Here is a 22,897-nt window from a genome sequence, read left to right on the forward strand (position 1 = left end):
ACGCTAAAAATTTACAAGATTTTGCCGCTTTTGCCGGTGCTGAACCTTTATCTTGGCGAAAGGTGAGTAAAAATCATTGGCTGGTAGAAAAAGGTGATGTTTCTGAAGTAGTTTTACGTTATCGCGTTTTTGCTCATGAGTTATCTGTCCGCACAAATCATTTAGATGCTACTCATGGTTATTTTAATGGTGCGGCACTGTTTTTGAGGATTCCTGGTTGGGAAAATCTACCAATTCAAGTTACTATTGTTCCTCCCGATCCTGAATGGCAAGTAACTACGAGTTTACCAACTGTTGCTAAACAAATCAATACTTTTGTCGCGGCGGATTTTGATACTTTGGTTGATAGTCCGTTTGAGATTGGTCGTCATGAGTTATATCATTTTGATGTATTAGATCAACCTCATGAATTAGCAATTTGGGGCAAAGGAAATTTTCAACCCCAGCGTCTAATTGCAGATTTCCAGAAAATTATTGAAGTGGAAGCGCAAATGTTTGGGGGTTTACCATATCAAAGATATGTGTTTTTACTCCATTTATTTAATCAAGCTTATGGAGGTTTGGAACATAAGAATTGTTGTTCGTTAATTTACCAACGTTTTGGGTTTCGTTCTCAAGATAAATATGAGCGGTTTCTGCAATTGGTAGCCCACGAATTTTTTCATCTCTGGAATGTTAAACGCATTTGTCCTAAAGGTTTGGATGTGTTTGATTATGATCAAGAAAATTATACACCTTCTCTTTGGTTTTGTGAAGGAACAACGAGTTACTATGATTTATTGATTCCTTTACGAGCGGGAATTTATGATGTTAAGTCATACTTGACTTATTTAGGTAAAGAAATTAACAAATATCAAACAACACCGGGGCGTAAGGTTCAAGCAGTGGCTGAGTCTAGTTTTGATGCGTGGATTAAACTCTACCGTCAAGATGCTAATAGTGGTAACTCTCAAATGTCTTATTATTTAAAGGGGGAAATGGTATCGTTGTTGCTAGATTTGTTAATTCGTTCCCGTCATCGTAATGAGCGATCGCTCGATGATGTAATGTTGAAAATGTGGCAAGATTTTGGCAAAACTGAAATTGGTTATACTCCCCAACAGTTACAAGCTGTAATTGAATCTGTGGCTGGAGTTGATTTATCTGAATTTTATCAAAATTACATTCATGGACTAGCAGATTTGCCATTTGATCAGTATTTAGAACCCTTTGGTTTGCAGTTAGTCAATGAGCAAGAAGAACAGCCTTATTTGGGTATGAAAATTAATACTGAATATGGACGGGAAATGATTAAGTTTATAGAAGCCGATTCACCTGCACAAACAGCAGGGATTGACGCTGGTGATGAGTTATTAGCAATTAATGGAATTAAGGTAGGAACAAATCAGTTAAGTGAACGATTAAAGGATTATCAGCCAAAAGACACTATTGAAATCGCTGTTTTTCACCAAGATGAACTGCGTACCTATTCTGTCACCCTAGCTGCACCAAATCCGGGACGATATCAAATTAAACCTGTTGAAAATGCTTCATCTACACAAATGGAAAACTTTTCAGGTTGGTTAGGTGTACCGCTTTCTCATCTTCAGTAAAGGTTAATTAGGGTTTGTTAAAAAAGTCTTTTCGTTAGGGCTAGGAGTCAGGAGTCAGGAAATCCATTGGACATCTGGTGAAAATTAAATATGCGTTTTTTAGAACCCTTGTAGAGACGTTCCATGGAACGTCTCTACTTTTATGGAGATGTCTAATGTCTATTATTTTAACTTTCTTCCCTGTTCCCTGTTCCCTGTTCCCTTGCCATAACGACAATTTTTAACGCTAACTTACTTAGTTATTTATGGTAACTTTTTAAAACTCCTGGTTCTTGCTGGATAGGTAAAATATCCAAAATATCGGTTTGGGAACAGTATTTTAGGTCTTCGTAACATTCTAGACGCAATAATCTTTGACCGTGACTGGCTTTGTGCAGTAGTCCTAATAGGTCATTTTGCCACTGAGAATAAAGAGCGATCGCACTAATCATTTCATCATTACCAGCTAATTCTTCTAGGGATGCGTTAAACTGTTGGCAAAGACTGTGAGCGATCGCTCCAGCACAAACTGTATCCTCTAAAGAAAAAGTTCCTTCCCAGCCAGAACCCACAATCCAAACTGTTTCCGGTTGCTTTTCTAAAAGAAATTTGACCACAGCTTCCCGATTAATCAAAGCCGCTGTCAGGACAATTGGGGCATCTTGTATCCGTTGTAAGGCGCGAGTACCATTGGTGGTGCTAATAAATAAACGCCGTCCCTCCACCACTTCCTCTGTACAATCTAGAGGAGAGTTACCCAAATCAAAACCAGCAACCTTTCCACCACCCCGTTCTCCAGCCCGCAATCGTTTTTCTGCCGGCCAATTTTCGCTAACTTCTATCAGTTGGTTTAGGTCACTGAATACCTGCACAGCTTCCCCACCAGCCGCTAGAACCGTGGCCATTGTGCTTGTGGCACGGAGGACATCAACAGCGATCGCGCATTCTGGTATCGTATCACTAGGAGTTAATTCGGGAGTATGATATACAAATATCTTCACGCGCTAGATATACCTGCTTTATAAATACTGCGGTTATATTCTACCCACTTCATGTCACCATCTGTTTACCATAAATTCTATCTTTTTAATAATACATATATACTAATAGATGATAAACAGCCTATTAATCAAGGTTTTAGGTTTGGTATTATATTTTCTAATCTTAAACATAGAAGAAACAGTACCAACCCAAATCATGCAGGAGGCAGGGGGCAGGGGGCAGGGGAGGAATAATTAATTTATTACCCATTACCCATTACCCATTACCTCTCTCAACAAATGAATTTAATTTTGTCCGACCACTTTTAGGACATAACCCCAAAACCTTATGCCTCAGCACAAACCGTAAAGCTTATAGTCAGGTTATAATTTTCTTGCGGAGCAACGTAACAAAAATTTATGAATCACCCCCTTGTACAAGCCTTTTTTGTAGGTAGAGCAGTAGCTGAACTAATTAATGAGCGTGTAGAGGTCGCCTTGACCGATGCTTTGAGTGAACTGGGTAAATTTGATGCTGAAACCAGAGAGCAACTACGCCAGTTTACAGAAGAAGTTATGCTCAGAGCTAATCGGGCAGCCGAAGCAGCAGAAAACAGCGCAACTACAGGTTATAGTCAACCCAGTACAGATACAGTAGACTTACAAGCAGATATTGATGAATTAAGAGCAGAAATCGCGCTATTGCGAACGGAATTACAGAAGTATCGCACTACATTATAAATATTGAGCAAATAGAGTTCAGTGGAATTTATTTTGTCTACTGGTGACAGAATAAATTCCCACAACAAAATCCGCTGATGTAGTGCATTCAATCTAAAATTGCCTGACCATAAAAAGTCTTGGCTCATACCTGATCAAATAAAGCTTAGGATTCAGAGTGTCTTTTCTTCCTGGAGATTCGGTGAAAACCCAACGGTACGCAAAAAATATGAAACAAGGTTATTCAGATCAGGCATACCGTTGGAATCGTGAAAACTACTCTAGCAGACGACGCTTTGTAGATATCTGGTCGTTTGTCTTAACCTTAATGTTCAAGCTTTGGCGTTTTAACAAAGCCTGGAGTTATTCTGGTGGGATCACTCAGACCAAGCAAGCTGCTAGACGTAAGGCACAAGCGGTCTGGATTCGCAATACTATTTTGGACTTGGGTCCGACTTTTATTAAAGTTGGGCAGTTATTTTCCACCCGTGCGGATATTTTTCCTAGTGAATACGTGGAGGAACTATCCAAGTTACAAGATAGAGTACCAGCATTTAGTTACGAACAAGTAGAAACAATTATTGAACAAGAATTAGGTAAAAAAATTCCTGAACTTTTCGGAAATTTTGAGCCGATTCCCTTAGCCGCTGCTAGTTTGGGGCAAGTACACAAGGCTGTTCTCCATAGTGGAGAATCAGTTGTAGTTAAGGTACAACGTCCTGGACTCAAAAAGCTGTTTGAGATAGATTTAAACATTCTCAAGGGAATTGCCCGTTATTTCCAAAACCATCCCAAATGGGGACGGGGAAGAGATTGGATGGGCATTTATGAAGAATGTTGTCGCATTCTGTGGGAAGAAATCGACTATCTCAATGAAGGTAAAAATGCTGACACCTTTCGGCGGAATTTTCGCACTTACGACTGGGTGAAAGTACCGCGAGTGTACTGGCGTTATGCTTCGTCTAGGGTATTAACCCTGGAATATGTACCAGGAATTAAAGTTAGTCAGTATGAAGCTTTAGAAGCCGCAGGAATTGATCGCAAAGCGATCGCTCGTTATGGCGCTCAAGCGTACCTACACCAACTACTCAATAATGGCTTCTTCCATGCCGATCCCCACCCTGGCAACTTAGCCGTCAGCCCTGATGGGGCTTTGATATTCTATGATTTTGGGATGATGGGGCGCATTAAAGCCAATGTCCGAGAAGGATTGATGGAAACCCTGTTTGGCATTGCTCAAAAAGACGGCGACAGAGTAGTACAATCACTCATCGACTTAGGAGCGATCGCCCCCACAGAAGACATGGGGCCAGTCCGGCGTTCAGTCCAGTTCATGCTAGACAACTTCATGGACAAACCCTTTGAAAATCAATCAGTAGCCGCCATCAGCGAAGACCTTTATGAAATAGCCTACAATCAACCATTTAGATTCCCCGCCACCTTCACCTTCGTCATGCGTGCCTTTTCCACCCTAGAAGGAGTCGGCAAGGGACTAGATCCAGATTTTAGCTTTATGGAAGTTGCCAAGCCTTACGCCATGCAACTGATCACCGATACCAATGGTTCAGAGGGGAATAGCTTCTTGAATGAATTAAGTCGTCAAGCAGTACAAGTAAGTAGCACTGCTTTAGGTTTACCGCGCAGGTTAGAAGATACACTAGATAAATTAGAACGTGGCGATATCCGTCTGCGGGTTCGTTCTGTAGAAACCGAACGTTTGATTCGCCGACAGAGTAATATTCAAATAGGAATCAGTTACGCTCTGATTATTAGTGGATTTACCATGTCCGCCACTATTCTATTAGTTAATCATTACCTATGGTTAGCAGTATTAGCTGGTTTAATTGCCGTAGCAGTTTCATTCATGCTGATTCGTCTGTTGTTACGCCTTGAGCGTTATGATCGTATGTACTAAATATGTCCGCAAAATTTATGAAACTTAACTTCACGGGTTCCACTGATCCGGGACTTATTCGTTCTAATAATCAAGACGCTTACTATATAGACCCAACAGGTCGATTTTTTATAGTTGCTGATGGGATGGGTGGCCATGCCGGTGGAGAAGAAGCCAGTCGCATCGCTACCCAAAAAATCCGAGCTTTCTTGGAGGAATATTGGGAAAAGCCTCAGTCTAACCAAGAAATATTAGAACAAGCTTTTTTTGCAGCCAATAGCGCCATTTTGCTAGACCAGCAAAATCACGCAGAACGGTCTGATATGGGAACTACCGTTGTAGCCGTCCTTTGGCGATCGCCAGAAACACCAGTATGCGCTCACGTTGGTGATTCCCGGTTATATTGTCTCCGGCAAGGTATTTTAAAACAAATCACCCAAGACCATACCTGGATCGCCAGGGCTATTGAAATTGGCGATATTTCCCCAGATGAAGCTAGAGTACATCCCTTCCGTCATGTATTATCACGCTGTTTGGGAAGAGAAGACCTAAATCATATTGACGTTCAACCTTTAGATTTGCAAGAGAGCGATCTTTTATTGTTATGTAGTGATGGACTAACAGAAGAACTCATTGAGCAGCAAATAACCGCCTGTCTCCAAACATCTCCAGAACTAGATCAAGTAGCCTCATCTTTAATTACAGCCGCCAAAGATCAAGGGGGACACGATAACATCACTGTGGTCTTAATCGCTGTAGAACAAGACTCGTAAATTAACAGGAGTCAGGAGTCAGGAGTCAGGAGTCAGGAGGAAGAATTAGAGGAATAGTCTGGAATCTGGTCAAGTGATAATTTTTTGGTAGTTTCGATGCTTATTTCTTGCACCTGATTCACCTTCCAACTCTTGATATATCTGAGTTTTAGGTTTATTAAGCAAGCCCCAATTAGGACTTACGCAATATCAAACCCTTATATTTCCTATCTCGCACGTAAGTCTTGTTGGGTTTAATGTATTAAAACTATCAAAAATTAACAATTTAATACTGGGTCTAATAAATCAAGTAAATATACTCATCATTTTGTTCAATTTGAGCATTTTTCCTGCCAACAAATTGATAAAAATATTTTTAAGCTTAAAAAGTAACCCGACGAGGATACATTTCCATAATTAAATAGATTGACATCTTGCACCTAATAAGGTATGGCGATTATAATTTGTTAATTCCTTCGTAAATACCTTTGACTTTACCCCACCGCAACTCTCAATTGTCAGGGGATAATTTATACCAAATTGGGATTTTAGATTTTGGATTGGTAATTAAAAAAATCTCTTATCCATTACCCAATCCCTATCCCAACTCAGTATTTAACCTACAGAAACAACAGCAAAAAGCCCTTTTCATTCAACAAAGGGACTGGAGTTGTATACCAGTAGGCTTAGGTGTAAGATATCCGAACTGAAAAATAGCCATTATGGATATGGGCAATTTTGTCCAACAATTGTTATCTTTCTTAATACAGGGTAACAAACGCAGGACAATCTAAAGCCCAACTATGATCCTTTTGGGCTTTCTGTGAACAATGTCGCTTTTACACGTTGTCTTTTCGGAGATATTTTATGAATCAACCAATTAACCTTTCCTTAGAACAGCAGTTCAGCATCCGTTCATTTTCCACTCAGGTACAGGAAATGAGCCATGACCAAGCAAAAGACTTTTTAGTAAAACTCTATGAGCAAATGGTCGTGAGGGAGGCGACCTATAAAGAGCTTCTCAAGCATCAATGGGGATTAGATTCTGATCCCACTATGGCATAGAGTAAGTTTCCTTGTGTCGCAGTGGGCGACCTCCTTCTCTTGCTTTGTTCCAGGGAGGAAAGAGGCTGGGGATGCTGGGGCGTCAACTTCGATTAAACTTTACAAAGGTAAGTTATTGGATACTACTGTTCTGCTGACACCTTTCCACTGATCATAAATAATCACTACTTTATATAACTAGAAATTAATAACTTAGAAATATTTTGTTGATAAAAGTTTACAATTTTACAAAAATGGGTAATGGGTAATGGGTAATGGGTGATTGGAACTGAACGATTTTCTTGTGGAGGTGAATAATAATTTCTGCTTCCCCTGCTTCCCCTGCTTCCCCTGCTTCCCCTGCTTCCCCCTGCCTCCCCTGCCTCCCCTGCTTCCCCTGCTTCCCCTGCCTCCCCTGCCTCCCCTGCTTCCCCTGCTTCCCCTGCTTCCCCTGCCTCCTAGCCCTAACCAAAAGAGTCTTTCAACAAACCCTATAATAGCTCTTGCTTGACTAAATTCGCTAACTTTTCGGCTGCACCACTTTCACCCCTAACATTACGAAGTTTTTCCCGCATAGCCTCCAGTTTTTCTGGATTTTCTAAAAAATCTAAAACCATTTGTGCAACTTTTATTGGTTGGAGTTTTCCTAACAGTTCTGGTACTATTTCTTCTCGCGCCCAAATATTTGGCCAAGCTAATAAACCTATACGTTTGAGAAAAAACCAATTAATCAACTTAGCAAAATTTGTACCTACTCCTGGTAAATTAGCTAACAACCCCGGTAAACCATCCCAAGAACGCATAGAATCCATTTGTTGGGTTGGTAATAAAACAATCATCGGCACGCCTAAAGCACCCAATTCAGCAGTATTGGCACCCACTGTAGTTAAACAAATACAGCATTGAGATAATAATTGATGTGCTGGATTTTCTTGGGATAATTCTACAGTTAATCCTGTTTCGGTTTTTAGTATTGCTTTACCTGTTTCTGAGATAATTAAATCAGTATTATTAGTGCTAAAAGTTTGCATAAAAGGATTTTTTTGAGCATCGGCAAAACTGGCTAAAGTTTGTAGATCTAAAGTTGGGGCGACGGGAAGTACAAATTTAGTTTGAGGTCGTTTAGTATGAATATATTCAGCGATCGCTAAAGTTAATGGTACTCCTTGGGTTAATTTTGCTGCTTTAGAACCTGGTAAAATTCCGATAATTTCTGTAGAATCCGAACACTGTCCTTTTCTACCATTCGTCCCTACATCTAACATCAAATCACCCACAACTGTAAATTTATCAGCATATTTGGGTGATACCTTTTCCATAACTTTCGCTTTCATGACCCCAAAGCGGTCTATTAAATTATGCCACCGGGCTTCCCATTCCGCGTAAACTACAGTTTTATAACCTAGTCTTTTACCAATGATGATGGGGAAAACTTGATCTCCACCCAGGAAGACCACTACACCGCGACTTCTCCAGTCCCAATGTTCTGCTGTTTTACCCCAGAGTAAAAATTGCCAAAAATGCTCTGCTGATTGTACTCTATCAACTTCTGGATAGGATAGGGCGATCGCTCTTTCTTTGCCACTAGCATGGGGACAAGGTGATAAAATTACCGAAATCCTCACCTGTGAACGATCCTCACCTAGTTGCTGTCTCAATGCTTTGACTACAGGACGCACCCAAGTTGTCACTTCACCAGGTCCATTGGAGAGAATTAGGATATCCACGTTTTTCATCACAGTTTTAAAAATCGAATTATATGTTCTATTCTGCCCACCTATTTACATTATAAAATATTTATTAGATACTTATGTTGGAGTGGGAGATTCCTAAGTTATTCTACATTAACCCAAAAGTCAGCAGTTTTAATTTTATTATTGTGATTAAATTGAATCCACATTTTATAAGTTCCTGACAGAGGAAATTTAGTCATAAACTCTATTTGGTGATCAGAATTATTTTTAAGAGCATGAGCATGAATATAATCAGATTTGGTGAGTGGGTATGAACTTTTGATAATTACTAAATGGGCTTTTTCACCTAAATAGGGCTTTAAGTTTTTAATCGGTTGGTTTTTAATAGTATCTTGTAAATCAAACTTCAAGCTAATTTCTTGACCAGATTTGATTTTTTGTGGAGATATATTCAAATTGACTTTGACATCTGAGATAGTTTTAGTTTTTGTGAATTTCTCCAAACTTTTAGGGAGAGGAACTGAACCAGGAATTGTGATTTTCATTAATGATACAGTTTCTTTTTGTCCAGCAGGTTTGTAATCGCTGAAAAGTGTATATTCTCCAGGTTCAGTAAAAGTTTTATCGACTGTGAATCGACCATTGTTTTTATATGCTGGGTGAATGTGATCAAAAAGTTTTAGATCATTACTAACAATGATTAAGTGCATTAATTTTTCTTGAAAAATATCAAATTTATTAATAGGTTTACCAGCAGAGGTTTGAATATCAATAAGTAAATTCAAGGGGAGATTTGCTGCTATATTTTGAGGGAGAATTAATTCAGCCTGGCTAGTTTCCATCTGTGTATGTTCATCATGATTCATGGAATTGTGGTTGATTTGATCACCAGATTTGATATCTGATGAACAACTAGAAGATAATAATAAAGTTGTGATTACAAAAATTCCGGTAAAAAAACGCTTCATGTTGATATTATTCCTTTTGTCTCAATAGCAATACATAATTATTACACCATTAGCTAGACGCTCATCCTCTTTTTCTTTTCTAGGGTAAAGATATACCCAAAAACCTCAAGAGGTGTGAATATGGCTATCCAACAAATCAATTTACAGCAAGTTAACCAACAAATACAGCAGTGCATTGAAAATTGTTTAGATTGTCACAGCATTTGTTTGAACACAGTAACCACATACTGTATTCATCAAGGTGGTATGCACATAGAACCCGCTCATATTCGCTTAATGCTAGATTGTGCAGAAATTTGTCAAACTAGCGCCAATTTTATGCTTAGGGGTTCTGAACTTCATCTGCGTAGCTGTGCTATGTGTGCGGAAGTGTGCGATCGCTGCGCTCAAAATTGCGATCGCTTTAGTGATGATCATCAAATGAGAGTTTGCGCTGATATCTGTCATCGCTGTGCAGAATCTTGTCGTCAATTTTCTTTGGTTGCGGCATAAGTTACTAGGACTTACGCAAGATTAACATATTTTCGTCATTGCGAGGCTAATCTAGCAATCTCAAACCCTGATTTTTCCTATCCCGTGCGTAAGTCCTGACCTAAACAAAAAGTATTTTTTTATTTTGTAATAATTTTAATTTTTAATCTTTCTTTTGATAGTAGATTTATCTAAATCTTACACCAGATAAGTAGCTATCACATTAGCTGAATCTTGAATACATCCCATGGAAAGATGACTAGAAAAGAGAGTAGATTTAAATTTATTTTGGTGTGTCGAATAACTGCTTTCTATGAAGGTTTAGCGAAGTGCTAAACCTTTTTTTATGAATTAAACTATGAACGAGACTAGAGAATATCAAGTTTTGCTCAAGATGCACTTAATAGCCAAAAAAATTCGTTTAATCTAGCTGCTAATGATCTTGGATGCCCGGAAGGCTTTTGTCAGTTCGCTTTGATAATGAGGGATGTGGGAGGGCGATCGCGTTAGCTTACTGAATTTTCTAAACTACAATTAAGTAGGTGGGTGCAAATAAACATAACTATGTGAAGAAAAATTAACGAGGCTAAAACCTCCTTCCCTGCTGTCTTATGCCTCCTGCTGTCTGCCTCCTGATTAAGAAATGTGAACTTAAATAAAAACTTTTGCTAAATTTGTTTGATTTATTAGTGTTAATCATTAAATAATTTAATAAAGCCCGCAATTTTGTAGCATCATAAACAATTACGGGCAACAAAAAACACATAAAAAACACTATAGCCATGACTTCACCTACTATGGAAGCTTTATTTTGCTTGTCACCCCGCTACCGTCTTGATGATCAATCACCTTGGTTGGAGGGAATTGACCCCAGTCGTCATTACTGGCTATGTGTAAATGGTGATAAAAAGATGACTTTAGCTCTCCCTGGTTTAATAGTTTCATCTTTGGATGAGTTTAAACAAGTAATCCGTAAATTTCGCTCTCTTCAGCCTGGTGAAACGATGACTTTGGCGAGAATTGCCAGCCGTTGTTTAATTCGCTGTGTATCACCTAACTGTTATGCTATTGAAGCTCAAGTGAATCACGCTCCTGTTTTGCATTTATTTGATCGAGAGACGTTGGAAAGTTTGTTAATGACAGCCCACCCAGATTGGCAATGTGCGCCTTCTGATGTTGAGTTAGGGCGTAAATTTCTACTGCGATCTTTACAGGAAACTACTGTACCCCATAATTCTAAATCCAAGATTTAAAATTCCAAAAGTTGATTTAGGTTGCTAAAACTTAGATATATCAAGAGTTTGAACGTTAAAGAGGTGAATCAGGTGCAAGAAATAAGCGTTGAAACTACTAAAAACCTATCACTTTACCAGATTCAAGACTATTCTTCTCTTCTTCTAATTCTTCCTCCTGACTCCTGACTCCTGACTCCTGACTCCTAGCTAAATTTGTTGTGTATTCAGGTGTGTGACAATTAATTTTAGGTATGCGGTGCGTCAGATAGAAAAAATCTGTTTTGTGCCAAATTATCGGGTCTGACGCACCCTACAGACTACAGACTTGGGATGGTTGTAAAGTGAGTAATTCTTGGGGTGAAGCTAGAAGTTCGATTTTGGCTTCTAAAATTTGTCGTTGTGGGTTGAGAATAAACCACCACATAACATTTACGCTAAACCAGGAAGTTTTTGCTTTACCTATGACTTGAATTTGGATGTGGTTATTTTCTAACTCTGTTGTTATTCCTTGATGGGGTTCGGCTTTGGTGTCTTGAGCTTCTTGTTGTAGGTAGAGAGCGATCGCACTACGTCCCACTATACCAGATTCAAATGGTGGATACATCACCCCATCTTGGGCAAATAAAGCCGCCGTTTCTGTAAATTCACCCGCGTTTAAAGTTTTAAAATATTGTAGGATTTTGGGTTGTGTAATTCCAGCAATTTTATCTTCTGTGGTTGGAAAAATTTCGCTAGATATGATCATGGGAATAAACTGGTAATACAAATAGTTCCCAAGTTGTTACCTGAGAACTATTGGTGGACAAAACATTGAGATTCTAGTCAGCGAGAGGATCAACACCCATATCTGAAACTATTTTCCGAAAAACTGTAATTTGTTGACCAAAATCTAATTGTTTGAGTGTTTCTAAAACTTGTGCGCCATCACGAGAAAGTTTGTAATCTGCTGGCATGGGAGCAACAAAACCTTTGACCATTAATTCTGATAACTCATACCAGAAAGCTAACTTGGTATTAGCGGTCAAAACACCATAGGAACGTGTCAATTTCGTATCTTTTTGAGCAACTAAGTCACGCATGAACTCTAGTTGATCTAGATAAGACAGAAATTTAATTTCATTTAACAGACCTTGGGCTAATTGCAAACGAGCAGCACCTGTAGCGGCAGGTGTAATGGAACGCCCCATTTCGGTATAAGCATACCACAGAACTGCTAACTGGTCATCTACAGTTAGGGCTTTAAATACAGCCGTGGTTGAAGCGATAGCATCAATAAGCTGGGCGCTGTAATTGAATGTGCCAGAAAAAGGATTTGAAACTGAGTCAGAAGTGAATGTCATAATGTCACTACGCTCGATAAAGTAAATAGGCTGTTAATATCTGGGAGGTTGGCATCACTGTTAGATTCCCTAACCCCTTGACTCCTATTCTGCATTATTTCTTAATAAAGTGCAAATAAAATTTATATATACAAGTGGTAATAAATCCTAAACAGCGGAATCCCAGACATAATCTATAATCTAAGTGCTGGTTATTAGCTAATTTTAGATAAGAAAAATGAATAACTATGGCGTAACGAGCAGTAATGTGGTAAAGGCGAAAGCTAAAGAGTTGGGATTTCATCAAGTTGGGATTGCGGCAGTAGATGGGGTAGATACCCAAAGACTGGAAGCGTGGATAAAATTGGGTTATCATGCTGATATGGAGTGGATGAATAATCCCAAGCGGGGGGATATTCGATTAGTGATGCCAGAAGTGCGATCGCTTGTGTGTGTAGCGTTAAATTATTACACAGCAGATCAGCGTCCCCAAGGTGAAGAATATGGGAAGATATCCCGTTATGCCTGGGGGAGGGATTATCATAAGGTGATGCACAAAAAGTTGAAACAATTGGCTAGTTGGCTAGAGTCAGTTGAAACAGGTGTAAAAGCCAAATATTATGCTGATACCGGTCCAGTGCAGGATAAGGTGTGGGCGCAGAAAGCAGGTATAGGTTGGATTGCCAAGAATGGTAATGTGATCACAAGGGAGCATGGATCCTGGGTTTTTTTGGGGGAAGTGTTAACTAATTTAGAATTAGAGAGCGATCGCGCTTCTACAGAACATTGCGGGACTTGCACCCGTTGTATACAGGCTTGTCCTACAGGTGCAATTACTGAACCGTTTGTAGTGGATGCTAATAAATGTATTGCTTATCATACAATTGAAAATAGGGCAGATAAATTACCACAAGCGATCGCCTCTAATTTAGAAGGTTGGGTGGCTGGTTGTGATATTTGCCAAGATGTGTGTCCTTGGAATCAGCGGTTTGCTCATCCAACTGATATCACAGACTTTCAGCCATACTCTAGGAATTTAGCGCCCAAGCTGGTAGAATTAGCCCATATTTCAAATGAGGAGTGGGATAAACAATTCACCGCATCTGCTTTAAGGCGGATTAAACCAGAAATGTTAAGACGAAATGCTCGTGCTAATCTTGAAGCATCTAGGCTAAAGAATGACCCAAAAAGTAATAATCTTTGATTTTGATGGTACAATTGCAGACACCGTAGATGCTCTTGTTTGTATTGCTAATAATTTAGCTGTACAGTTTGGTTATATACCAATTACTGCCAATGAACTTGCGCTTTTAAGGAATTTAACTGCCAGAGAAATTATTAGTTATTCAGGTATTTCTATATTTAAAATTCCTTTTTTAGTTAAGAAGGTTAAAGCAGAGCTAAAAGATAAAATTCCCTGTTTAAAACCCATAACTGGAATTAGAGAAGCTTTGATTGAATTAAATAATCAAGGGTACAGGCTGGGAATTATTACTTCCAACTCTCAAGAGAATGTAACTGAATTTCTCAAGGTTAACAATTTAGATTACCTGTTTGATTTTATCGAATCAGGGGTAACTATTTTTGGTAAAACCACAATTATTAATAATGTTCTCAGGCAAAAGAATCTGAAACTTCAAACTGTGATGTATGTTGGAGATGAAACCAGAGATATCGAAGCCTCTAAAAAAGCCAATATCAAAGTAATTGCGGTCACTTGGGGTTTTAATTCCCATGAAGCACTAGCTAAGAAACATCCAGATTTCTTAATTCACCAACCAAGGGAATTAATAGATGTGGTCAAAGAGTTTGATTAATCCCATAAGTAAGCGGGCAGAATAAAATTTTTTCTTTGCGCCTTGACGTGAGATTTTCAAGAATATTTTTGGCGACAAAAAAATCAAAAAGTGGTGAATAGTTCATGAAAGTACCAGTTGATTTAGTTCGACCGGAGTGAGGTGAGAATGCACGATTTCACCATCACGGAACCAGACTACACGCTTGGTTTGACGGGCAACTTCTGATTCATGGGTAACTATGACAACGGTGATTCCAGTGGCGTTAAGTTCAGTAAAAATATCTAAGACCTCTTGAGTTGTGTGAGAATCTAAAGCGCCGGTGGGTTCATCAGCTAAAAGAACAACGGGACGGTTGACTATAGCGCGAGCGATCGCTACTCTTTGTTGTTGTCCCCCTGATAGTTGGGTGGGTTTATTGTTGAGGCGTTTTTCTAAACCGACTTTAATTAATGCTTCCCTAGCGCGATCGCTCCTTTCTTTAGGCTTGACACCAGCATACACCATCGGCAACATCACATTTTCTAAGGCTGTTAATTGATTTAATAAATGGAATTGTTGAAACACAAAGCCTAGTTTTTTATTGCGGATATGTGCCAATTTTGTATCATCCATTTGAGCGACATCAATATTATCTAAATAGTAATGTCCAGAACTGGGACGATCTAAACAACCGATAATATTCATGGCTGTAGATTTTCCCGAACCAGAAGGACCCATAATGGCGCAATATTCACCTTCTTCTATAATTAAATTGATATCATTTAATGCTTTTACTTCTGTTTCACCGCTACCATATATTTTGAAAATGTCCTCAAGTCGAATAATCCCTGTTTTTGGCATAGGGTTAGGAGTATTAGTATCGGTTATGGTGAGAGTATTGTCCATAGAGATTTGTCTTCATGTAAAATATGATCATAGCCTAGAGACTACTATTTTTGTAAAGATTAGTTAAAATTCCGATTTCTAGAACGACGGTTTTGTAGTCAACAACACGGCGATTTTCTGGAACATCTGAGGATTTACGCAAGATTAACGTATTTTCATCATTGCAACGCTCACTTAGTAATCTCTAACCCTAGTGGTAGTTCCTCCCTGTCTACCCTAAAACCTAATCAAAACAAACACGGGGGTTTCCCCTACCATTAAAGGAAATGTATTTTATGAATAATGATGATTGGTTAAATGCTCTTACTAATGCTGTGAACATGGATTTTTCAACAGATCAACATTCTGGATCATCTTCCGAAAATCACAATCCTTCGACTCAAGAAACTGTCAACAATGATTTACATTCCTTAATTCCTCATCATCAATTTGATCCAACTCATCCTCATGGTATTGTTATTGGTAATCCCATAGAAGAAATGAACCATTGGCATCAACAAATATCCTCCGATGCTTGTGGTGTGGCGGCTCAACAGAATGCGATCGAACATCTTACCCATCAATCTTTTTCCCAAGAACAATTACTTCATCATGCCCAAGAAAATCATTGGTATAGTCCAAACAAAGGGATATCTGCGGAAGATTTTGGGAAATTAATTACAGAACAAACTCATATTGGCGTGGAACATCATTATGGTGGGACTCTGAGGGAAATTGCTGATAAATTAAATAATCACGAAGAGGTTTTTGTTGGGGTAAATTCTACTATTGAATGGCTACCAGATCGTAATTCTTCTTTAGGAGAAAATGCAATTGATTTATTCGATCCTCGTCATTATCAAGGTGCAGAAGCTAATCATATTGTGCAGGTAATTGGTTTAGAAATAGATCCCTTTAATCCTGATAATTCCTATGTCATTGTTAACGATTCTTTATCACCAGATGGTAAAGCAATGGAGATTCCTGTAGCACAATTTGAAGCAGCAATGAACGCAAGTGATGGTTATATTGCAACTACAGAAATTCATGATTCATCTCAACATCAAGATCATGAAATGACATTTAGAGGATGTGATAGTTATGGATTTGATGAAGATCGTAAAAACTTCTATGTCAATGGACAACTTCGAGGTCATGCTGAAGGGAGAAAAATTTATACTGGCAATTTTTATTTTGGTTCTAACACATACAAAGGTTGTTTAGGCACAGATATGAATATTTATGATTCCCATGATGTAAAAGTTGGTTATTTAGATAGTTGTGGAAATGTGCATAAAAATAATGGAACAATAGTTCTTTCAGGTGAGAATCATAGTGGGTTAGCAAATGTGGGTTATTATTTGTTAGATTTGTTAGGATAAAAGGGATAAACAAAATGCTCCAAGATGTAAACTTGTACCCAAAAAATAGCCAAGGAAGATTATGGTAAATTCTCTTTATGAGCGTGACTTTTTACTGTGGACAACAGATACAGTTACAAAACTCAAAGCAAAAAGATTTGAGCAATTAGACTTACAAAACTTGATTGAGGAAATTGAAAGTTTGGGGAGAAACCAAAAAAAAGAACTGAAAAGACGGCTTTTAGTTCTCTTGGAACATTTACTAAAAAGATTGTACGTTAATTCACCAGATAACCATCGTGGCTGGGAAATTACTATTAATGAACAAAGACGACAATTAGAATTAGAAATTGAAGATTCTCCTAGTCTCAAAACCATCTGGAATGAATCTTTTAGTGCTGCTTGGAGAATTGCCCTTAAAGGAGTTCGTAAAGACTATCCACAAGTTATATTTCCTGATGTCTGGCCATATTCTCAAGATATAGATTCTATGTTAGATTGCGATTTTTGGGAAAAATAAAGAAAAGTATTTGGCGACTGAAAAATTAAGGGTTTCAAACCCACGCAGGTGGGTTTTGCCTGTGTAGCTGCGACTTCTAGTCGCCTGATGCAAAACTTACAGAAAAATGAGGAAAAATAACTATGAACCGTGAAGAAGTTTTACAAATTCTCAGAACACATCAACAGGAATTAAAAGACTTAGGAGTAAAATCTCTTGAATTGTTTGGTTCTGTTGCTCGTAATGAAGCTCGTCCTGATAGTGATGTAGATTGTTTGGCTGAGTTTTCACGTCCTTTTGGATTAATTCAGTTTTCCAAGGTACAAAGATATTTAGAAGAAATTCTTGATTGTTCTGTTGATTTAGGGACAAAAAATATGCTCAAAGAAAATATCAGAGATTGCATTTTAGCAGAGGTGATTTATGTCTTCTAGGAGTTGGCAATTAAGAGTGCAAGATATTCTGGAACGCATTGATGCAATTTCTGAATTGGTGATAAAAGTTTCCTTTGAAGATGTTCAAAATAATGTACCCCTGGCTAAAGCAATTCTGTTTGACTTACTTGTAATTGGTGAAGCATCAGCAAATATTGATGAACTAATTCGTCAGAAATATCCTGAAATTCCTTGGCGAGATATTATAAGTATGCGAAATCTAGTAATTCATGAATACTTTCGCGTTAGTTTAGAAATTCTTTGGGATACGGTAAAAAATGATTTGCCAACCTTAAAACAGCAATTACAAAATTTACTCGAAAAAGAATCTCAATCATCACAATAAATAACCACAAAAAAGGAGTTTATCTATGAGTATTATTGGTGCTATGGTCGGCGGTATTGCAAAATTAGTTGGCACTATCGTTCCCACATTAATGGCAATAAATCAAAGGCGAGCTATTACCACTCAAACACAATCTTTAGCACTAGCGCAAAAACGAGATAGCGATTCTAAAGATTTGGCAATGAAACGCATGGAATTTGATGCCAAAATGGAAATGATGCGGCAAACAGTAAGAGCAAAAGAGCGTCAAGAAGATAAAGAATTTAGTCTCACCCTTAAAGCCATAGAAGCAGAAACACTTCTCAGACAAGAGAAAATGCGGCAAGCATTCCAAGCATTAGAAGCAGAAAAACAAAGAGAATTTACCCAGGTTATCGAAAAATTTAAAGCAGAAGTACAAATTGCTCTCCAATCTGATAATATCGCCTTTCAACGCTGGAAAACTGAAACAGATCGTCAATTTTCCGTTGAAATTACTCTTCTTAATGCTCAAATTAACCGACAACGAGATAAACAAAATCGTGATGATGCTAGAAGAGATCGCAATAGTCCTGTTTTTTCCGTTGCTGATGATATTCTGCAAACCATTCAGAACCGCCCAGAAATGCCCCTAACAGTCTTCTTTTCACCTCCAGTATTGCGTTACGACCCTTTACCAAATAGTACCGCTCAGACTCAATTCCCCATGATGGAATCTACTCTTTCTGGCGCTTTACGGGAACTATTTAAACAATATACCCTCAATCAACGGCCAGTAAAATTTATGGCAGGAGAATGGGTAACAAAAAATCGTCGTGCAGAGGCAGCAATTAATCAGATATTTAGTGAATTAGGCTCTATTCCTGTGCTAGTTTTAGAAACTGAGGTAGAAGAATCTTTTTTTAATATCAATATCGGTTTTTGGAATAATGATTTTGATGATGCGCGGTTTGAAACTGTTGTGCGTAAATTGCGTTGGCAAGATGCTATAAGTGAAATTTCTCAAACATTAATTAAACAATGGCAAGAACAAGGACGACAAATACAAACAGACTTTGATAGAGCCGAATTTAGTCGTCGTAGTCGAGAAGCTTTTACACACTATATGGAAGTATTGCACTGCATTCATGTAGGCATGGTGACAGATGAATATTTTTTGATTTATGCACCCCAACGACAATTACCTCTTTTGCCCACATTGTTACCAGATTTATTTGATGAAGCCAATCTTAATGATGATGAACGTATCTCTTTAACTCAAGCTGTAATTAACTACTGTAATGCTCTATTTGATGGTTTAGAGCAAACTGAACCTGCTGTTATGGTGGAATTGCGTCTGGGTTGGACAAAAATTTTACAGTCTGTTCCCTCACGTTATGGTTTTGCTGAACAAGTACAAACTGTGATGCAAACTTGGTTAAAACAACGAGGTATTACTAACAGTATTGAGCCAATTATTGACATTGGTAAAATGCTTGTACCTGAAGATGCAGCTTTTGTGGAATCTCTCAATAATTTTTTAAGAGTTTTAGGAGAAACCAATTATCTTAATATTGCGACATCATGTTTTCAGCGTGGTATGGAACATTTAACTAAGCAACGTTATGATTTAGCAAAAATTGATTTTGATCGGACTGTTTCTTTAAATCCCCAAGTAGATGTGTATTATCAAAGAGCTATAGCTTGTTATGGATTAAAAGACTATAACAATGCTATTTTTGATTTAGATAAGGCTATTTCTCTCCAACCTCAAAGGGCTGAATTTTATGATTTACGAGGTGATAATTACCTAAAATTAAATAACTATGAAATTGCTCTAGATAACTATAACCAAGCGGTAACTTTAGGATATTCCAGCGATAAACGGGATGCTTTGCAAAAGGAATGGAATGATACCCGTCGTCAGGAGGAGGAAGCGCGTAAACGCCGTGAAGCGGAAGCTGCTCGTAAACGTGCCGAGGAAGAAGAAGCGCGTAAACGCCGTGAAGCGGAAGCTGCTCGTAAACGCGCTGAGGAGGAAGAACGTAAACGTCGGGAAGCTGAACCTACTCGTTTTTTGCCTAACTCTATGCTGTTTTACACTACTCGTCAACGCGCTGAGGAAGAAGAACGTCGTCGTGCCTTGATTTTGCCTTTACGCAATAATTTAACTCTAGAACTGGTTCAGATTTCTAGTGGCACACTCAAAATGGTATTAGGACTCACTATTAATCTTTCTGAGTTTCGCATGGGCAAATATCCTGTTACCCAAGCCCAATATCAAGCTGTTATGGGTACAAACCCCTCCCATTTTTCAGGTAGTGGCAAGGAAAATCACCCTGTTGATAGCGTTAATTGGCATAAGGCAACGGAATTTTGTCAAAAGCTGACTGAATATCTTAACAAACAAGGAATTAATGTCAAAATTGCCCTCCCTAGTGAAACCCAATGGGAATATGCTTGTCGTGCTGGTACAAGGACAAAATACTGGTTTGGAGATAGTGATAGTCAGTTAAAAAACCATGCTTGGTATAAGGATAATTCAGGTAGTCAAACCCATTCTGTAAAGGAAAAAGAGGATACCCATACTAATCCTTGGAATTTAGTGGATATGCACGGTAATGTATGGGAATGGTGCGCTGATTCCTGGACAAGTAATGTTGCTTTCTTCCCTACAAACGATAAAGCGTATGTTAGTGCGTCTCAAAGCAAAAAATTACTGCGTGGGGGTAGCTGGTTCAACGATAGTCTTAATTGTGGTTCTGGTTATCGCTACCACTATATCGCGGGCCTCGACAGCAGCAACTACGGTTTTCGTGTAGTATGTTTGTAGTAGCAGGACTCCTTACCCTTTGCTCTTTTGCCCTCTTGCTCTTTGTTTTTTATCCGCCGTAAGGCGGATCGATTTTTTTTGAAAATGGAGCTAAGTCAGTTATAATTTTTAGACAAGGAGTTATAGTTTTTTATTTATGAATAAAATTACTTTAGAGATATCTGATCAACTAATGAATCAACTGCAAAATCAAACTGACTCTGTGCAAAATATTTTGCTTAAAGCATTAGAAGAATATTTAGCAAAAGAGCAATTAGGTTTTCTCAAAACTAAAACATGGGAACTGTGTGGAAGTTTAGAAATTCCTAACCCCGAACCTGAATTTACTACCAAACTTCAAGATTCAAAATTATCTACCAACTATGCAGAACATATTGATGAGGTTTTATATTAAAAAAATCAAACTATGAATCAAGAAATAATTGTTGACACTTCAGCTTTAATTGCTTTTTTTGTTAAATCTGAAACTAATCATCAAATAGCTAAACAATATGTATCGGATCATTTCAATCATCGTTGGATTATCTTAGAAACAGTATTTGATGAAACAGTTACTTGGATTAGAATCGCTTAAATGTCTTAGAAGTTTTTGCTTTTGATGAACATATTCGTCAAATGGCAGGTAATGGTATTATTTGTGTACCCTAAAGGAAAATGCAAGAACCACCAATTATTCAAAAAACCTATAATCTAATTAAATGGTATGTACCCATTCTGAATAGATTACCTAGAAATCATAAATTTACTTTAGGCGATAGAATGGTTAATAAACTATATGATATTTTGGAGGATCTAATAGCTGCCCGTTTTGCATCTGAAAAAGTAGCAATTCTTAAAGAAATTAATCTTAAATTAGATATAATTCGCTATCAAACTAGATTGCTGTATGACTTTGAATTAATAAAAATTGAACGCTATAATTATGTTAGTGAATTACTCAAGGAAATTGGTAATGACTTAGGAGGATGGATTAAAGAACAAAAAATCAAGGTAAAATTATGAAACGTCATGGTAATCTTTTTTCAGAAATTACTACATTTAAAAATTTATTAAAAGCTGCAAAAAAAGCTCAAAAAGGCAAACAATTTTATCCAAACGTTTTAAAATTCAACTATAATTTAGAAACAGAATTATTAACTCTCCAAGAAGAATTAATTAATCAAACCTATCAACCTGGAAATTATAGAACTTTCAAAATTTTTGAACCCAAGCCGCGTTTAATTTCGGCCGCACCATACCGAGATAGAGTAGTGCATCATGCCTTATGTAATATCATTATTCCCTTATTTGAACCAACATTTATTTATGATTCTTATGCTAATAGGGAGGGATTTGGAAGTCATAAAGCTATAAAACGGTTTACAAATTTTTATCGTTCTAGTAATTATATTCTGCAATGTGACATTAAAAGATATTTTCCTAGTATCGATCATCAGATTTTAAAATCTTTAATTAGGAGAAAAATTAAATGTCCTCAAACTCTGTGGTTAATTGATTCTATTATTGATTATAGTAATGCACAAGAACCAGTATTAGATTATTTTCCTGGAGATGATTTATTAACTCCTATACAGAGGAAAAAGGGATTACCAATTGGTAATTTAAGCAGTCAATTTTTTGCTAATATTTACCTGAATGGATTAGATCATTATATAAAGGAAGATATTAGATGTCCAAAATATTTAAGATATGTAGATGATTTTGCTCTTTTTGGAGATGACATAGATTTTCTTAAAGATGCTAAAGGTAAAATAGAAGCATATCTGATTAATTTGAGATTAAAAATACATCCTATTAAAAGTCAATTATTTACTACTGAGCAAGGAGCAAATTTTTTAGGCTTTAGAATTTTCAATGAGCGAATTAGAGTTAGAAATGATAATTTAAGACGCTCTAGGAAAAGATTGAAAAGGATGCAAAGAGATTATAATCAAAGGCTAGTTTCTCTTGAAAAATTGATTCAAAGACTACAAAGTTGGGAAGCACATTTAAAGCATGGAAATACTTATAAATTAAGACAAGATATTTTTGATTATTGGGTTTTTAGTACATCTAATCAGTCACCAGAAGAAAAATAGTTAAATTCCTGCATAATATGGTAATATTACTATGGGATAAGCAAAAAAAACTGCGTGGGGGTAGCTGGTACAACAAT

Annotated in this window: 24 protein-coding genes; 18 read left to right on the forward strand and 6 right to left on the reverse strand. The window is 37.6% G+C overall.

From position 1 onward, the window contains the following. Positions 1 to 1,592: M61 family metallopeptidase (locus VB711_RS00035; protein WP_323283623.1), on the forward strand; the 1,592-nt coding region annotated here is incomplete at its 5' end. A gap of 239 nt (positions 1,593 to 1,831) precedes the next feature. On the opposite strand, the gene VB711_RS00040 is transcribed toward VB711_RS00035, so the two are convergent. Then, positions 1,832 to 2,572 carry a 2-phosphosulfolactate phosphatase family protein gene (locus VB711_RS00040; RefSeq protein ID WP_323283624.1) on the reverse strand — a complete coding sequence of 247 codons (741 nt, stop codon included), beginning with the start codon at positions 2,570 to 2,572 and terminating at the stop codon, positions 1,832 to 1,834. A gap of 399 nt (positions 2,573 to 2,971) precedes the next feature. On the opposite strand from VB711_RS00040, the gene VB711_RS00045 reads away from it, so the two are divergent. The 4 genes from VB711_RS00045 (at position 2,972) to VB711_RS00060 (ending at position 6,982) form a co-directional block, all read left to right on the forward strand. Continuing rightward, positions 2,972 to 3,292: a DUF6825 family protein gene (locus VB711_RS00045; RefSeq protein WP_323283625.1), complete on the forward strand. Its 321-nt coding sequence runs from the start codon at positions 2,972 to 2,974 to the stop codon at positions 3,290 to 3,292. Between the two features lie 208 nt (positions 3,293 to 3,500). Then, positions 3,501 to 5,186: an AarF/ABC1/UbiB kinase family protein gene (locus VB711_RS00050; RefSeq protein WP_323283626.1), complete on the forward strand. Its 1,686-nt coding sequence runs from the start codon at positions 3,501 to 3,503 to the stop codon at positions 5,184 to 5,186. A gap of 17 nt (positions 5,187 to 5,203) precedes the next feature. Next, on the forward strand, positions 5,204 to 5,938 hold the full coding sequence (locus VB711_RS00055; RefSeq protein WP_323283627.1) for a Stp1/IreP family PP2C-type Ser/Thr phosphatase: 735 nt from the start codon (positions 5,204 to 5,206) through the stop codon (positions 5,936 to 5,938). A gap of 846 nt (positions 5,939 to 6,784) precedes the next feature. Then, positions 6,785 to 6,982: an NblA/ycf18 family protein gene (locus VB711_RS00060; protein ID WP_323283628.1), complete on the forward strand. Its 198-nt coding sequence runs from the start codon at positions 6,785 to 6,787 to the stop codon at positions 6,980 to 6,982. A 470-nt stretch (positions 6,983 to 7,452) separates the two neighbouring features. Here VB711_RS00060 and VB711_RS00065 read toward each other — a convergent pair whose 3' ends face one another. Next, a complete protein-coding gene (locus VB711_RS00065; protein WP_323283629.1) occupies positions 7,453 to 8,697 on the reverse strand; it encodes a lipid-A-disaccharide synthase in 1,245 nt (414 codons plus the stop codon). Between the two features lie 98 nt (positions 8,698 to 8,795). Further along, entirely contained in the window at positions 8,796 to 9,623 is an 828-nt protein-coding gene (locus VB711_RS00070) for a hypothetical protein (RefSeq protein ID WP_323283630.1), read from the reverse strand. Positions 9,624 to 9,743: 120 nt separating this feature from the next. On the opposite strand from VB711_RS00070, the gene VB711_RS00075 reads away from it, so the two are divergent. Together VB711_RS00075 and VB711_RS00080 are read left to right on the forward strand one after the other, a co-directional pair. Beyond that, the gene (locus VB711_RS00075; RefSeq protein WP_323283631.1) at positions 9,744 to 10,115 is read left to right on the forward strand and encodes a four-helix bundle copper-binding protein; all 372 of its coding nucleotides are present in this window, start codon (positions 9,744 to 9,746) and stop codon (positions 10,113 to 10,115) included. Between the two features lie 776 nt (positions 10,116 to 10,891). Next, entirely contained in the window at positions 10,892 to 11,347 is a 456-nt protein-coding gene (locus tag VB711_RS00080) for a hypothetical protein (RefSeq protein WP_323283763.1), read from the forward strand. Positions 11,348 to 11,639: 292 nt separating this feature from the next. On the opposite strand, the gene VB711_RS00085 is transcribed toward VB711_RS00080, so the two are convergent. Together VB711_RS00085 and VB711_RS00090 are read right to left on the reverse strand one after the other, a co-directional pair. Continuing rightward, complete coding sequence (locus VB711_RS00085; RefSeq protein WP_323283632.1) at positions 11,640 to 12,074, reverse strand: ketosteroid isomerase family protein; 435 nt, start codon at positions 12,072 to 12,074, stop codon at positions 11,640 to 11,642. Positions 12,075 to 12,147: 73 nt separating this feature from the next. Continuing rightward, a complete protein-coding gene (locus VB711_RS00090; RefSeq protein WP_323283633.1) occupies positions 12,148 to 12,669 on the reverse strand; it encodes an orange carotenoid protein N-terminal domain-containing protein in 522 nt (173 codons plus the stop codon). Positions 12,670 to 12,886: 217 nt separating this feature from the next. Here VB711_RS00090 and queG point away from each other — a divergent pair, with 217 nt between their 5' ends. Together queG and VB711_RS00100 are read left to right on the forward strand one after the other, a co-directional pair. After that, positions 12,887 to 13,852 (forward strand): tRNA epoxyqueuosine(34) reductase QueG, encoded by a 966-nt coding sequence (gene queG / locus VB711_RS00095; RefSeq protein WP_323283634.1) that lies wholly within the window; start codon positions 12,887 to 12,889, stop codon positions 13,850 to 13,852. Continuing rightward, positions 13,827 to 14,465, forward strand: coding sequence for an HAD-IA family hydrolase (locus tag VB711_RS00100; RefSeq protein ID WP_323283635.1), 639 nt, complete (start codon positions 13,827 to 13,829; stop codon positions 14,463 to 14,465). Before queG ends, VB711_RS00100 begins: the two co-directional genes overlap by 26 nt. Before the next feature lie 102 nt (positions 14,466 to 14,567). Here VB711_RS00100 and VB711_RS00105 read toward each other — a convergent pair whose 3' ends face one another. After that, positions 14,568 to 15,332, reverse strand: a complete 765-nt coding sequence (locus VB711_RS00105) for an ABC transporter ATP-binding protein (protein WP_323283636.1) — start codon at positions 15,330 to 15,332, stop codon at positions 14,568 to 14,570. 275 nt (positions 15,333 to 15,607) lie between these two features. On the opposite strand from VB711_RS00105, the gene VB711_RS00110 reads away from it, so the two are divergent. The 9 genes from VB711_RS00110 to VB711_RS00150 all read left to right on the forward strand — a co-directional run bounded on the left by VB711_RS00110 (position 15,608) and on the right by VB711_RS00150 (position 22,820). Further along, on the forward strand, positions 15,608 to 16,693 hold the full coding sequence (locus VB711_RS00110; protein WP_323283637.1) for a hypothetical protein: 1,086 nt from the start codon (positions 15,608 to 15,610) through the stop codon (positions 16,691 to 16,693). Positions 16,694 to 16,754: 61 nt separating this feature from the next. Beyond that, positions 16,755 to 17,192, forward strand: a complete 438-nt coding sequence (locus VB711_RS00115; protein ID WP_323283638.1) for a DUF29 domain-containing protein — start codon at positions 16,755 to 16,757, stop codon at positions 17,190 to 17,192. Between the two features lie 122 nt (positions 17,193 to 17,314). Further along, complete coding sequence (locus VB711_RS00120; protein WP_323283639.1) at positions 17,315 to 17,605, forward strand: nucleotidyltransferase family protein; 291 nt, start codon at positions 17,315 to 17,317, stop codon at positions 17,603 to 17,605. Next, positions 17,595 to 17,951, forward strand: a complete 357-nt coding sequence (locus VB711_RS00125; protein ID WP_323283640.1) for a DUF86 domain-containing protein — start codon at positions 17,595 to 17,597, stop codon at positions 17,949 to 17,951. Before VB711_RS00120 ends, VB711_RS00125 begins: the two co-directional genes overlap by 11 nt. A 25-nt stretch (positions 17,952 to 17,976) precedes the next feature. Next, positions 17,977 to 20,742: an SUMF1/EgtB/PvdO family nonheme iron enzyme gene (locus VB711_RS00130; RefSeq protein ID WP_323283641.1), complete on the forward strand. Its 2,766-nt coding sequence runs from the start codon at positions 17,977 to 17,979 to the stop codon at positions 20,740 to 20,742. A gap of 136 nt (positions 20,743 to 20,878) precedes the next feature. Then, the gene (locus VB711_RS00135; RefSeq protein ID WP_323283642.1) at positions 20,879 to 21,136 is read left to right on the forward strand and encodes a hypothetical protein; all 258 of its coding nucleotides are present in this window, start codon (positions 20,879 to 20,881) and stop codon (positions 21,134 to 21,136) included. A gap of 12 nt (positions 21,137 to 21,148) precedes the next feature. Then, positions 21,149 to 21,316: a PIN domain-containing protein gene (locus VB711_RS00140; RefSeq protein ID WP_323283643.1), complete on the forward strand. Its 168-nt coding sequence runs from the start codon at positions 21,149 to 21,151 to the stop codon at positions 21,314 to 21,316. 80 nt (positions 21,317 to 21,396) lie between these two features. After that, positions 21,397 to 21,744, forward strand: coding sequence for a diversity-generating retroelement protein Avd (avd, locus tag VB711_RS00145; RefSeq protein ID WP_323283644.1), 348 nt, complete (start codon positions 21,397 to 21,399; stop codon positions 21,742 to 21,744). Further along, on the forward strand, positions 21,741 to 22,820 hold the full coding sequence (locus VB711_RS00150) for an RNA-directed DNA polymerase (RefSeq protein WP_323283645.1): 1,080 nt from the start codon (positions 21,741 to 21,743) through the stop codon (positions 22,818 to 22,820). The genes avd and VB711_RS00150 overlap by 4 nt, the downstream gene beginning before the upstream one ends. The last annotated feature ends 77 nt before the right edge of the window (positions 22,821 to 22,897 follow it).

Origin of the sequence: Cronbergia sp. UHCC 0137 (assembly GCF_034932285.1) — a bacterium.
In the GTDB taxonomy this organism is placed as follows: Bacteria; Cyanobacteriota; Cyanobacteriia; order Cyanobacteriales; family Nostocaceae; genus Cronbergia.